This is a genomic window from Pseudoalteromonas sp. SR41-7 (assembly GCF_014163935.1).
Taxonomy (GTDB): Bacteria; Pseudomonadota; Gammaproteobacteria; order Enterobacterales; family Alteromonadaceae; genus Pseudoalteromonas; species Pseudoalteromonas distincta.
Genome location: NZ_JACJEF010000014.1, coordinates 66,695 through 81,235, shown reverse-complemented (window position 1 = coordinate 81,235; position 14,541 = coordinate 66,695). Strand labels below are relative to the sequence as shown.

General features: G+C 36.9%; 9 protein-coding genes. 8 read left to right on the top strand and 1 reads right to left on the bottom strand.

Annotated elements, in window-relative coordinates:
* Nucleotides 1–596 precede the first annotated feature (596 nt).
* The 8 genes from H5092_RS16465 (at nt 597) to H5092_RS16430 (ending at nt 12,662) form a co-directional block, all read left to right on the top strand.
* Nucleotides 597–3,908 carry a DUF2126 domain-containing protein gene (locus H5092_RS16465; protein ID WP_182734076.1) on the top strand — a complete coding sequence of 1,104 codons (3,312 nt, stop codon included), beginning with the start codon at nt 597–599 and terminating at the stop codon, nt 3,906–3,908.
* 112 nt (nt 3,909–4,020) lie between these two features.
* Nucleotides 4,021–6,540, top strand: coding sequence for a circularly permuted type 2 ATP-grasp protein (locus tag H5092_RS16460; RefSeq protein WP_182734074.1), 2,520 nt, complete (start codon nt 4,021–4,023; stop codon nt 6,538–6,540).
* On the top strand, nt 6,537–7,415 hold the full coding sequence (locus H5092_RS16455; RefSeq protein WP_024590933.1) for a transglutaminase family protein: 879 nt from the start codon (nt 6,537–6,539) through the stop codon (nt 7,413–7,415). The genes H5092_RS16460 and H5092_RS16455 overlap by 4 nt, the downstream gene beginning before the upstream one ends.
* Nucleotides 7,416–7,461: 46 nt before the next feature.
* Nucleotides 7,462–8,916, top strand: a complete 1,455-nt coding sequence (locus H5092_RS16450) for a circularly permuted type 2 ATP-grasp protein (protein ID WP_007585223.1) — start codon at nt 7,462–7,464, stop codon at nt 8,914–8,916.
* A gap of 1 nt (nt 8,917) precedes the next feature.
* Nucleotides 8,918–9,850, top strand: coding sequence for an alpha-E domain-containing protein (locus H5092_RS16445; RefSeq protein WP_007585221.1), 933 nt, complete (start codon nt 8,918–8,920; stop codon nt 9,848–9,850).
* 123 nt (nt 9,851–9,973) lie between these two features.
* On the top strand, nt 9,974–10,633 hold the full coding sequence (locus tag H5092_RS16440) for an MOSC domain-containing protein (RefSeq protein ID WP_024604871.1): 660 nt from the start codon (nt 9,974–9,976) through the stop codon (nt 10,631–10,633).
* Between the two features lie 128 nt (nt 10,634–10,761).
* The gene (locus H5092_RS16435) at nt 10,762–12,216 is read left to right on the top strand and encodes an ATP-binding protein (RefSeq protein WP_182734072.1); all 1,455 of its coding nucleotides are present in this window, start codon (nt 10,762–10,764) and stop codon (nt 12,214–12,216) included.
* Nucleotides 12,213–12,662: a response regulator gene (locus tag H5092_RS16430; protein WP_024596059.1), complete on the top strand. Its 450-nt coding sequence runs from the start codon at nt 12,213–12,215 to the stop codon at nt 12,660–12,662. Before H5092_RS16435 ends, H5092_RS16430 begins: the two co-directional genes overlap by 4 nt.
* A gap of 146 nt (nt 12,663–12,808) precedes the next feature.
* Here H5092_RS16430 and H5092_RS16425 read toward each other — a convergent pair whose 3' ends face one another.
* Nucleotides 12,809–14,533, bottom strand: coding sequence for a GGDEF domain-containing response regulator (locus H5092_RS16425; protein ID WP_182695779.1), 1,725 nt, complete (start codon nt 14,531–14,533; stop codon nt 12,809–12,811).
* Nucleotides 14,534–14,541 lie beyond the last annotated feature (8 nt).

The following is a 14,541-nucleotide window of genomic DNA, read 5'->3' as shown; positions in this document are numbered from 1 at the left end:
ACCACTGCAAAACTAATCTTTAAAGTAAGCATCTATGTATTAAAAGTTGCTTGTTTTATGTCATCGAGATTGTTAGTTTTACTGTAACGTAAGCGGTTAAAAATCGATCTAGTATAGCACCGTTACTTACTTTAACAGCAGCTTTATTGTGAACTATTTCTTACTATTTAATGATTACTTTGAGTGATTTTTAAACTCTAAATAAATCCTTTTAATTATATCAGTTTAGCGGTATAAGTAACGCAGTGAGTATTTTAAAAAATCTAAATATATTTGTTTTATTTCAATATTTTAAATTAACAGGATTTAATTATAAGTTATTTTGAAGCACTATTTTGGTGCGTTTTCTGCACCATTAATAATCTAAAATCGATGGTCTAAATCACACTAAGTTTACTATTTATTGAATAGGTGTGTTTTTCCTATTAATTAGGTCAAAACCTTTATGCATAACGTTGCTTTGTGCAAGAGCCGCGAGTGGATGAACAGTACTACTTAAGCAAGTCTTTTGGTATAAAAATTGCACAAGTGAATTAGTCCAAATAATATTTTCAGCGTTATATTGTGGCCATACATTATTAAAGGGGAATTAATAGATGACAATTACAGTTGGGATTTCGCACCATACTCAGTATAAATACGACCGGTCAGTTAATATGGGGCCGCATATATTCCGATTACGTCCAGCGCCACATAGCCGTACAAAAATTAAAAGTTATTCTTTAAAAATAGTTCCAGAAGATCATTATATAAATTGGCAACAAGACCCTTTTGGTAATTACCAAGCGAGGGTGGTGTTTAACAAGCCAACTACCGAATTTAGTTTTACAGTTGATTTGGTCGCCGAACTAACGGTTATTAATCCTTTTGATTTCTTTTTAGAAGATTACGCCGAAAACTTCCCGTTTGTTTACGATGCTATTTCAAAGTCAGAACTCTCTCCTTATTTAAAAAAACGCAAAGCCAGTCCAAAATTTAAAGAATTAATTGAATCTTTAAACCCTAAAGAGCCGCTTAGAAGCGTTGATTTTTTAGTGGCTGTTAATCAAGCTATTTATGAATTAGTAGGTTATGGCATTCGTTTAGAACCCGGTGTGCAAACGGCAAACGAAACAATAAGTAAAAAAACAGGTTCGTGTCGTGATTCTGCTTGGTTGTTAGTACAATTGTTTCGTCATTTAGGGTTGGCCTCTCGATTTGTATCGGGCTACTTAGTACAGCTAACATCAGATCAAAAATCATTAGATGGTCCAAGTGGTCCAGAAGAAGATTTTACCGATTTGCATGCATGGACCGAGGTTTATATTCCGGGTGCAGGTTGGATAGGGCTTGATCCTACCTCGGGTTTATTTGCTGGTGAAGGTCATATTCCATTGGCGTGTACGCCAGAGCCAAGCTCGGCAGCGCCGGTAACCGGCGGTATAGATGACTGTAAATCTGAGTTTAGCTTTTATAATAAAGTAACGCGTGTACACGAAGACCCACGTGTTACTAAGCCGTATTCTGAGGCGCAGTGGGCGGCAATTAACCGTTTAGGTCAGCACGTTGACAATGTTTACAATGAAGAAAACATACATTTAACCATGGGCGGCGAACCTACGTTTATTTCTATTGACGATATGGAACATCCTCAGTGGAATACTGATGCCGATGGTAAAGAAAAAAGAATATTAGCTCAAAATTTATTTGTAGAAATGAATAAAGTATACACAAAAGGTGGCTTTACTCATTACGGACAAGGTAAATGGTATCCGGGTGAGCCATTACCACGTTGGCAATACGCATGTTATTGGCGCAAAGATGGTGAGCCTTTATGGCAAGATGCCGCACTATTAGCCGATCCTAATAAAGATTATAAATTTGATCATACCGATACTAAAAAGTTTGCTGATAAACTGTGTGACTCACTTGGTCTTGAAACCAAGGCACTTACTACGGCTTATGAAGATATTTTATATCACATGTGGCAAGAAGCCTCATTACCTACCGAAATAAAGCCAGATCAACCAGAACTTCTCCATGCAATGAGCCGAAAAGGCTTTTTAGCTAAAATGGATAAAGGCATAGAAAAGCCTGTTGGCTATGTTCTACCTTTAAAATGGAACGATAGTAAAAACTGTTGGCAGTCGTGTACGTGGGAGTTTAAACGGGGTCATTGTTTTTTATTACCGGGTGAATCACCACTTGGTTATCGTCTACCTTTAGACAGCCTTGAGTGGAGCGGCAATATTATTGACCGCGACCCGTTTGATATTCCAGAAAATTTTACCAAAGCTAAAAAGCTTAAAAAGGGGTTTATTGGTAAAGAAATGGTTAAAACTGCGCTTGTAATGGAAGTGAGAGAGGGGCGTTTATATATATTTATGCCACCAACAAGTCATTTTGAACATTACATGGGTTTAATAAGTAGTATAGAGAGTGTGGCTAAAGAACTTAAAATGCCGCTTGTTATTGAAGGCTATAGCCCACCTAAAGATAGCCGCGTAGAAAAATACGCTGTAACGCCAGATCCAGGTGTTATTGAAGTAAATATTCATCCTTCAACATCGTGGGATCAATTAGTCAGTCGAACCACAACGTTATACGGTTTAGCAAAAGAATGCCGATTAGGTACCGATAAGTTTATGGCAGATGGTCGCCATACTGGTACTGGTGGTGGTAACCACGTAACGCTTGGTGGCGAAACACCTGAGCAAAGCCCATTTTTACGCAGACCCGATATTTTAAGAAGCTTTATTACCTATTGGCAGCATCATCCTGGTTTGTCGTATTTGTTTTCGGGGCTTTTTATTGGTCCTACAAGCCAAGCGCCGCGAGTGGATGAAGCCCGTGATGAAGTTTTATACGAGCTAGAAATTGCCTTTTCGCATATGCCCGAAGGTGAGGTACCTGAGCCTTGGTTAGTTGATAGGTTACTGCGTAATTTATTAGTGGATTTAACGGGTAATACACACAGAGCAGAATTTTGTATAGATAAGCTCTATTCACCCGACTCAGCCAGAGGTCGTTTAGGGATTGTAGAATTTAGAGGCTTTGAAATGCCTCCACATTCACAAATGAGTTTAGTGCAAATGCTACTGTTGCGTACTTTACTTGCTTGGTTTTGGAAAAAACCTTACCACAAGCCATTAATACGTTGGGGTACAGAGTTACACGATAAGTTTTTATTACCACAATATGTAGAAAACGATTTAGCTGAAGTAAGCCGCGATTTACAACAAGCAGGTTTTCAATTTCAGTTAAGTTGGTTAAATCCATTTTTTGAATTTAGGTTTCCGGTATGTGGCACGCGAGAACTTGATAACGTTACACTTGAGCTTAGAACCGCAATCGAGCCTTGGCATGTACTAGGCGAAGAGGCAAGTGCGTCGGGTACGGCGCGCTATGTAGATTCGTCATTAGAAAGAGTACAAATAAAAGTACAAGGAACAATGAGCGATCGCTATGTTGTAACGTGTAATGGTCGAAGAGTGCCGCTTAAATCGGTTAAAGGTAAAGCAAAAGATGAAATGGTCGCGGGTATACGATACAGAGCTTGGCAGCCACCTACAGCGCTTCACCCAACTATTGGCGTACATGCTCCATTAGTTTTTGATTTAATCGATACGTGGGAAGGTCGTTCAGTTGGAGGCTTTGTATATCATGTGAGCCATGCTGGGGGTCGTAATCCTGAAACGCTACCGGTTAATGCATTTGAAGCCGAAGGGCGCAGGGTTGCAAGATTTTGGGAGCATGGGCATACACCATCGTTACTTGCATCAGCAGAACCAAGCTGGAGCCCATCGGCGGTTACGCATAGTTTTCAATCGGCGCAAAGCGCAAGTGAATACGTAGTGCCTGATGAAGAAAGTAGTAATCCTGATTATCCAAATACCTTGGATTTACGCAGGCAGCCTAACTTTAAATAATAATTGATAGTTGTGTCATTCCACTTTGAAATTATTTAAAGTGGAATGACTAAATATTTTTAAAGCATCATTATGAACACGGCTATTTACTATAAATTGGAGCGCTTTCAGCTTGTATATTAACAATAACGCGATGCCGGAATTGCCTGAGTGGTTGTCTTTATACCTTGATAAATCACATGGACATGATGAACTAGCAAACCACAGTGGTCTAAACCCAGAACATTGGGATACTTTATTTAAGCGTTTAGCTAGTCTAACAGCAGATGATGTTAGTAGCCGCGCTACAGAAATTAGCCAATTGCTACAAAATGGCAATATTAAAAATGAAAGCAATAAGCAGTGGCACTTCGACCCATTGCCATTTATGTTATCAAAAGCTGATTGGGCATTGCTCGAAGAGGGAATAAAACAAAGAACCCTTTTATTAAATAAAATTCAGCAAGATATTTACGGTGACCAAACATTATTAGTCGATGGTCATATTCCTGCAAAGCAGCTTTTTCAAGACCCTAATTACTTACGCGAAGGTTTTAGCTTACCTAGTAACGAATTAACACTATTTTTTACTGCATTAGATGTTTACCGCACGCCAACAGGCGAATTTAAAGTATTAAGCGATCATTGTCAGTGCCCGTTAGGCTTAGGGCTATTAATTAAAAGCCGTATTATTGCAAGGCGTGTAATGGCTGAAGAATTTGCCGAATGTAATGTTCAGCAAATTAAAGAATTTTTAAATTTATTCCAAGAGGGTATTAACGAATATACCCATTATATGGATGACCCACGAATTGTAATCCTTACCCAAGGAATTGATGACCCTAACTACAACGAGCATGCATTCCTATCTACCTACTTTGGCTATACATTAGTACAAAGCGCCGACTTAACCGTACGTGGTGGTGACGTTTGTTTAAAATCGTTACAAGGCTTGGGTAAAATTAATGTCATTTTACGCTGGGTTTCTGATCGTTGTATTGACTCTTTAGAGCAAACTGAATATTCACTTCATGGTATTCCGGGCTTATTACAATCGGTTCGACAAGGGTCGGTTAAGGTTTTAAACCCGTTTGGTAGCGGTGTGCTCTCGTCACCTTCAATAAAGTGCAACTTAGAAAAGTTATCGCAGCAAATTTTAAAACAACCCCTGTTGTTAGGTGAGCCAAATTATTTAAGTGTAAAAGAAGCGCAAGCCGTTGATTGGAATAACCTCGAACTACTATCTGCTATAGACCCTACACTCAAGTTAGATGGAGTGTTAGACGAGCAAGAAATAAAGCTACTTATTAGCAAAGAACCCGATAATTACTTTTTCCAAGAAAAACCTTCTTTTAGCAGTGCACCATTTTGGCATGACGGGCAATTAATCTCCAAGCCAGTGGTGTTTAGATGCTATGCATTAACCACTGAAAATGGCGTAGAAGTACTTCCTTCAGCACTGTGTTTTTCGAACGAAAAAAGTAACAACCCGAGAATATCTGGTTGGATCAAAGATACATGGATAAATACAGCCGATAGAGTTGATTTAGGCGAGCATAATCCACCGGTGCCAATTAGAAAAAGAATGGATGTAACGCTACTCGAAGGGGTTATTTCGAGCCGTACGGCTGAGCACCTTTTTTGGTTGGGCCGATACTTAGAACGCTGCGAAAATACCATACGTATATTGCGTATTTTTATAGACAAGTACACCGAATTTTCTGTTTACCCAGATTCAATACGAAAAAGTATAGTTGCACGGCTTTCTAATGCCATTAGGTCGCAATATATTGTTTATCCCTATATAGAACCTGATTTAAAACTAGATGGCATTGATGTAAATCTGTCTAAAGAAACCGCCTTTCAACTCCTTGCAGACGAGCAATGCGCTGGCAGTATTATTAATACATTAAAGTACATTGCAAATGCGTCGGTGCAAATTCAAGAATTACTATCTCATGATAGCCGCCGAATAATTGATGATATTAATGAGCAAATTAAAGTATTTAAAAATGTAAATATTAATATTCCAACGCGTGCAATGCAAAGCAGCCTAGATAGAGTTATAGGCTCAATTATGGCTTTTAATGGCTCGATTGCAGATTGTATGCCAAATAGTAATGGCTGGTTTTTACTCGAAATGGGTAGAAGAGTAGAGCGTAGCTTACAAATAACATCATTAAGTGCGGCTTTATTAACCAAAGAGTTAGACGAGCCCGAAGAGCTTGGCTTACTTGAAGCAGTGCTAAGTTGCCAAGTTAGTTTAGTTACGCATAAGCGCCGATACAGAATGTATCAAACCATTGGTACAGGGCTTGAGTTATTACTTTTAGATGCTGAATACCCACGTTCTTTATTATTTCAGTTAGAGGAAATTAATAAGTTATGTAAGCATTTACCCACAAAACGCAGGCAAGGCGTAATTGCGGCACACGAAAAAGCAATTTTACTATCTAAAACAAGTTGTTATGTAACTGAGAAAGATTACCTACAAAAAAGTGAAAATGGACAACGTAACCAGTTAATCGAATTTAACCATAATACGCGTATGAACTTAGATACATTTTGTGATGTATTATTACTACAGTATTTTTCTCATACCCAAACGGCAAATAAATTGAACTGGACTAATATTGAGCAAGCTCAATCGTGAAATATAAAATAAAGCACTCGACTACATACAACTATTCAGACTTTGTTAGTTTGTGTCAAAACCAAGCGCGATTAACGCCAAAAACGAATCGCGGGCAAATATGCCACAGTAGTCGTGTAGAAATTGAACCTACACCGACTTACTTACAAACATTTACTGATTATTTTAATAATCAGGTAACAGCGTTTGAAATAGCAATACAGCATAAAAAACTTAAAGTAACGATGATCAGCGAGGTAGAACTGTTAGTCGGCGCTAATAGCAATTTAGAGAGTGTTGATATTGCTTGGCGAAAAGTACGTGATTTATTGGTTAAACCAAATACGGCGGAATTATTAAAAACGTCTGAATTTGTACTACCTTCACAGCTTATTCCAATAGATAAAGGAATTAAGGAATACGCATTAATTTCGTTTGATGCACACAAAAATATAATTTCTGCATGCAAAGATTTAATGGCACGGATTTTTCATGAATTTCATTATGATCCTGGTTTTACAACAATTAGTACGCCTTTGAGCACTGTTTTTGCACAAAAAAGGGGCGTTTGCCAAGACTTTGCACACTTTGCGCTTGCATGCTTACGCAGCGTGGGGTTAGCAGGTCGATACGTAAGTGGGTACATAGAAACCATGCCGCCAGAAGGCGAAGAAAAGCTAGAAGGTGCAGATGCAACTCATGCATGGTTTGCGGTATTTGTGCCAAACTTTGGTTGGGTTGATTTTGATCCAACAAATAATGTTTTACCACGCGATCAGCATATTACTCTAGCCGTAGGGCGAGACTTTTCTGACGTAACTCCTTTAAAAGGAGTGGTATTTGGTGGCGGTAGTCAATTGCTTGATGTAGCGGTTGATATGATTCGAATGGAATAGCAGTTTAACTACGTCATATATGATGATGGATAAGGTGAAAGAGTGTATGAAAATTGATTGGAAAGCGTACCAAACAAAAGGTTTCTTTGATGAATTAATTGATGCACAAGGAAACGTTAGATCGCATGGAACACAATTAGCACAATTTTTTGCTAATTTATCAGCAGAAGAATTAGTAAAAGCCAGAGCGGTTGCTGATTTAGCAATTAAAGAAATGGGTATTACTTTCACGGTTTACAACGAAGGTAATATGATTGATAGAGCCTGGCCGTTTGATATTATACCGCGTACCATTGGCAAAAAAGAATGGCAAAGCGTAGAGGTTGGTTTAAAGCAACGTGTTGAAGCGCTTAACCTTTTTATAGATGATTTATACCACGACCAAAAAATAATAAAAGATGGTGTTTTTCCAAAAGGGTTACTAGAAAAATCAGTTAACTTTCGCCAGCAATGTGTGGGAATAAATCCGCCAAATAAAATATGGGCGCATATCTGTGGCTCAGATTTAGTACGCGATGGTAGCGGTACAATGTATGTGCTTGAGGATAACCTGCGTGTTCCTTCAGGTGTATCTTATATGCTTGAAAATCGCTCTGTAATGAAGCGTGTATTCCCTGAATTATTTGAGCAAGTATCGATTTTACCTGTTGATGATTACCCTTCACAATTATTTGATATGCTAGCGGCAATGTCGCCTCGTCCACAAGATAAACCAGAAGTCGTGGTACTTACTCCTGGGGTATTTAACTCCGCTTATTTTGAGCATTGTTACCTTGCCCAAGAAATGGGTTGCGAACTGGTAGAAGGGCGCGATTTAGTTGTTGAAAAAGATGACTGTGTATACATGAGAACAATCACAGGGCTACAACGAGTTGATGTTATTTATCGTCGTATAGATGATTTATTTTTAGACCCAGAAGCCTTTTTACCAGAATCCCAACTTGGCGTTCCTGGATTAATGCGTGCTTGGTCTAAAGGTAATGTGGCTTTAGTTAATGCACCAGGCGCAGGTGTTGCTGATGACAAAGTAGTTTACGCCTATGTACCTGAGATGATTAAGTACTACTTAGGCGAGGAAGCTAAACTTGCTAATGTCCCAACGTTCAAATGTTTAGATCCGAAAGAATGCGACCATGTGATTAAAAATATCGATAAGCTTGTTGTTAAACCTGCAAATGAATCTGGCGGATATGGATTATTAATTGGTCCTAAATCGACTAAAAAAGAACAAGAAGCGTGTATTGCTCAAATTAAAGCGGACCCACGAAATTGGGTAGCTCAACCAACATTAGATTTATCAACAGTACCAACATTTGATGGTAATAAACCAGATGGTCGACATACCGATTTAAGACCGTTTATTTTATCATCAGGTAAAGATACGCAAGTTACCACTGGTGGATTAACGCGTGTTGCTATGGTTAAAGGCTCTTTGGTGGTTAATTCATCACAAGGTGGTGGCAGTAAAGATACTTGGATTGTTGACGAAGAGGCTAAATAATATGTTATCAAGAGTAGGCGAAACTTTATATTGGGTATCTCGATACATTGAGCGCGCGGAAAATGTGGCTCGTTTAATCAACGTTAACAATTTACTGATGATGGACTTACCCAAAGGCGTATGTACCGGCTGGGAGCCATTAATTGATATTATTGGTGTGCGTAAAGCGTATTCAGAAAACCATACTGATTTTACTGAACAAAAAGCATTAAGGTATTTACTTGTTGGTAGTGATAACAGCTCGTCAATTTTAAACTCTATTACTTCGGCACGAGAAAGCGCGCGTACAATTCGCGATGTAATACCGCGAGATGTATGGGAAGAAATTAACTCTCTTTATTATTATGTAAAAGATAATCAAAAAGAAGGGATAACAAAGCGCGGACGTTTTGATTATTTAAAAAAGATTATAGATTCAGCCCATCAAATATTTGGGGCGTTAGATGCCACAATTAATCATGATCAGGGCTATGTTTTTATCCGCTTTGGTTCGATTATAGAGCGCGCAGATATGACATCGCGAATTTTAGATATTCGCTCTGCTACGTTAATTACTAATGAAGAAGAAGTGAAGCCGTTTGATAATATTCAGTGGATCAGTTTATTGCGTTCGTTAAGTGCTTATCAAATGTATCGCCAAGAAATGGGCGTTAGAGTACAGCGTGCAGATGTAATAGAATTTGTGATGCACAGCAAAGTATTCCCACGATCTATTTTATTTTGTATGAATGAATTAAAAGCATTGGTTTTACCTTTGCCAAACTCAACAGAAATTATTAAATCAATTGATGATGCAATTGTTGAGTTAGAAAATAAAGACGTACGAGTACTTAAAAATGGTCTGTTGCATGACTTTATCGATGAAATACAAATAGACTTAGCTGGAATACATAACGGACTGGCCGAAACGTATTTTTTAAAACAAGCAGAATAATAAAAACTGTATATTGTTAAATGACTGCTTAGTCTTAAGCGGTCATTTTTTTGCTTAAATTTATTTATAATAATTTTAAAACCTGCATAATTAATCTTTACTTCCTCATCCGTTGGTATCGCAATGAAAATCATCTCGACTAATATCTCTAAAATTAAAACTCTTATTCATAATGGTAAAGAGGTGAAAACGGGAATATTCAAAACGCCAACTAACGAACCTGTTGTTATTGAAAAGCTAAATATTATAGGGGATGAGCAAGCTGATTTAGTTAATCACGGCGGGGTTGATAAAGCGGTTTACGCGTTTTCGCACAATCATTATGATTATTGGAAACAAACCCTCGAGAATGATGATTTGGCAGTAGGTGCCTTTGGCGAAAACTTCACGATTTCTGACCTTGATGAAGCGAATATACACATAGGTGACCATATTCGAATTGGTACTGCATTACTTGAAGTAAGCCAGCCTCGTGTGCCTTGTTTTAAATTAGCTATCGCCCTTAATAATAAAAACAGCCTTAAACTGTTTACGCAGCATTACTGCACTGGCGTGTATTTTAGGGTACTAGAGCAGGGCGTTGCAAAAACGGGTGATAGTGTTGTTATCGAGAAGAAAGCCTCGCACGACATATCAGTAAAAAAACTGTTCCAGGCTTTTTTTGATAAAAAATATCCAGATTATGAAAGTGTATTATTAGCAGCACTCGAATTGCCGGAGCTTGCTCTTGAGTGGCAAACTAAAATTAAAAAGAAGCTTTGTATTAAAAATGAACTAAGTTAAGCGTAAATTGTTATTTATAGAGGAGCTAGTAAAAAAGATAAAACCTGCTATACCTAATGTGATAAATACTATAATTATTATAGTGTTATTAAAAACTGTTGGGTTAGTAGCTAAAATAGGTGTCGTATATGAATATCTCCAGAAAACTGATGCTTATTGTGATTTTAACAGCTGCAGAGGTAAGTATTACTGTTTACTCAGCTTTTGAAATAGCTAAAGGGGCCAAGTTTCACCAACTTAATTTTCTTCACTTAAAATATACTCATCAACTTACTAAGTCAGTTAAAAAAATAGAAAATGATCTCCCCATAGATATAAATACCATTGAGTCAGATATATTGTTAATTAGGCAGCAACCAATTGACTGTATTGAAGAAATAAATCCATTAAATTATGCTGTTATGAAATTTATTAACACAGAGCAAACTTTAACAATTTGTGAAAAAGATATAGAAATTGCGGATAAAACACTACTGTCAGTTACTCAGTATGAAAAAGGTGAGCTCAGTAGAGCTGATTTTTTACTAAACCTTAATGTTGCACTTGTCAGCTTTAACAAACACTCTGAGATGTTTGAAGAACCAATCAGAAAAACAGTATCGTTTATACTAATGACGTTAATTCCACTTGTTATCGTCATATCTTTTTTTAATATTATTTTTATAAGTTACCTTTCTCGTACTATATCCAGCTCTATTCGAAATCTTACCCTGCTCTTATCAAGTAAACCCGAAAGCAATATTAACCTAGATGATGAGCTTGATATAAAAACGTCGGGTGAATTAAAAGCACTCGTTATCGCGGCCAGGCAGCGGATTAAAAATGATCTTTTAAATATTGAAAACAGTATTGAACTCAAAGAGATTATAAATAGCCAAACAGCCTCCCTGCAGCAAGCAAATGACGAACTTGCACAGTTTGCTTATCGAGCTTCTCATGACCTGAAATCACCGTTGTCAGGGGCTAAATCCCTAGCGCATTTTGTTATTGAAGATATAAAAGCAGGAGATACTGAAGAGGCAAGTCGAAATGCATTGGTTATCTATCAACAAATGGAAAAGTTAGAGACACTTGTTGTTGATATTTTACTATTAGCTAAAGCTGAAATTGGTAGTGAAGATAGAGATGTAATTGATTTTAATCAGTTGATTATTGATATGAAAGAGCGACTCACTTGGCTTATGAAAGACAACCCTTGTACGCTCGAGACAACAATTAATCTATCAGTACCTATAAAGTCAGAAAAAGCGCGTTTTGCTCAAATTATTGAAAACTTAATTTCAAACGGGTTGAAGTATTACGACAGAAATAAAGACTCCCCTTATGTCCGCTGTGATATTTTCAATGAGCAAGAGACGTTTTTTATTACTGTTACAGATAACGGAATGGGAATACCACAAAAGCATCAAGGTGAAGTGTTTGATATGTTTAAGCGATTTCATGCACAGACGAGTACGGGCTCTGGTTTAGGGATGGCGTTGGTTAAAAAACATATTGAGTACTTAAACGGTGAAATATCACTGCAAAGCTCTGATAAAGGCACAACATTTAAAATAGTAATACCATTGGATAAGCTAATATGACAAAAATTAAACCCCCTATATTAATTGTCGATGACAACGAAGTTGACCGGTATATTCTTAAAAGGCTAATAAAAGAAGCCAAGTTAGATCTTACAATTTTTGAAAAAAAAGATGGTCAAGAAGCATTAGAATTTTTAGAAAATTATGAATCTAATAGAATAAAGTACCCTGATGGATTTCCTCCAATTCTTATATTTCTAGACATTAATATGCCAAAAGTTAATGGCATTCAATTTTTAGAGAAGTTCTCTAAACTCAGAAAAATGATAGAGATAAGCTCGTGTGTAGTTATGATGTTTAGCTCATCTGAAAGAGAAGAAGAAAAAAAGATTATAATGTCACACGACTTTGTAAAAGGTTACCTTGTAAAAGGAAGTTTTCAGGCAGCAGAGTTAAAAGAAAAAGTCATGGCTGTTATTGGTCAGCATTTAGATAAATACAGCTGATGTGCATGTATTTTAAGTTTTAACCTATTAGGCTGTGCCAATTGAAGAGCCTTTAGTTTGAGTATGTGGCTCAAACCAAAGGTTTTTAGCTTAAAGTTATATAGGTGTCTGATTTAAGCTTCAATTTTACAGAGGCTCAAAATAACCTATTTATTTAAGGATGATTTTTTACAATAGTCATCGAGTATCAAGTTAATCTCGTTTGCAGGCATAGGTTTTGAAAATAGAAAACCTTGCAAGTAGTCTATGTTTAGTTTTTTACATAGCTGATGTTGGGCTTTCGTTTCGATTCCTTCAGCTACCACAAAAAAATCTAATTTTTTTAGCATTAAAGATAAACTCTCGATTATTTTTAATCGCTTATTATTTTCTCCATCCAACGACTGCATGCTTTTGTCTAATTTTACTATATCAATAGGGTAAGATATTAGATGAGATATGGATGAGTACCCCATACCAAAATCGTCCAAAGCAATCCTAAATCCCTTGTTAGACAAAGAAGTTAATATCTCAATCACTTCTTTACTATTTTCCATAAAAGCTGTTTCTGTTATTTCAAGAATAATACTGTTGGTTTTTAAGTTGTATGTTTTGACTGTCTCTAATAAATAGCTCTCTAAAATCTCTTTTTGTAGCTGAATAGGTGAAATATTGATAGATAGTGTTAAGGGAGTTTCATAGCTTTGCTGCCATAAAGATAACTGCTCTAAAGCGCTCGCAATTATCCATTTTCCAAGAGGGGCTATTAATCGGCACTCTTCAGCAATAGGAATAAATTCATCAGGAGTATAATGAATGGTTGTACCTGGCCAACGGATAAGGGCTTCGACACCTGTCATTATTTGTGTTTTTGAACAATAAACAGGTTGATAAAATAGCCTAAAGTTTTTTTCCTCTATATGCTCTTTTATACTATTTTGAATATCTACTCGACGACTAAATTCGTACTGATATTGCTCTTTGTAAAAGCTAATTCTACTTTTACCACTTTGCTTTGAGCGATACATTGCAATGTCAGCACATTTTAGCAGTTCATGAGATTCAGTAGCATCATTTGGGTATATGGCACTTCCAATGCTAACACTGCAATTTAAAGTTCTGCCTTCATGCAAAAAGGGTTTAGAAACTTCTGCTAAAATTCTATTTGCTATCATACCTATTTGATTAATATTGCAAATTCCACCTATTATAACTGCAAATTCATCGCCTCCTAAGCGTGCAAATCCTTCATTTTGCCTCAGGCAACTATGAATCCTTTCTACTGTTTGTATTAAAATTTCGTCGCCGACACTATGGCCAAGCGTATCATTAATATTTTTGAAGTTATCTAAATCTAAAGCAAGTAACGCCACGCAGTTTTTAGCACGTTTATTGTTAGCTATCATTACTTTTAGTATTTCTTCAAAATGATATCGATTAGACAAACCAGTAAGCTGATCCCGTTCTGCCATATGCTTTACAGCAAGATAACTGTTGTGCATACGTTGTTCTGCCTCGAAGCGTTTTTTGGCATATATAAGCGCTTTATTTAAACTATCCCTCGTTATATCACCTTTTGGTAAAAAGTCTTGAGCGCCTGCTTCTATACACTCAATAGCCAAAGCTGAGTTCTCTGAGGAGCTAATCATGATAATTGCGGTGTTACCGAGTTTAGGCTTTGCACGCATTTCAATTAGCATTTCAATGCCATCTTCTTTAGGCATATTATAATCGAGTAGTATTATATCAAAGTGCGTGTCTTCAATGGCTTTCAAGCCCTCGGGTACGCACGTTACTTCGGTAATGTCATGATGATGAGAGCCATCAGAAATAAGCATTTTTTTTATTAATTTGCGATCAACTAAGTCATCATCAACAATTAAAATATTCATAAGTTCCT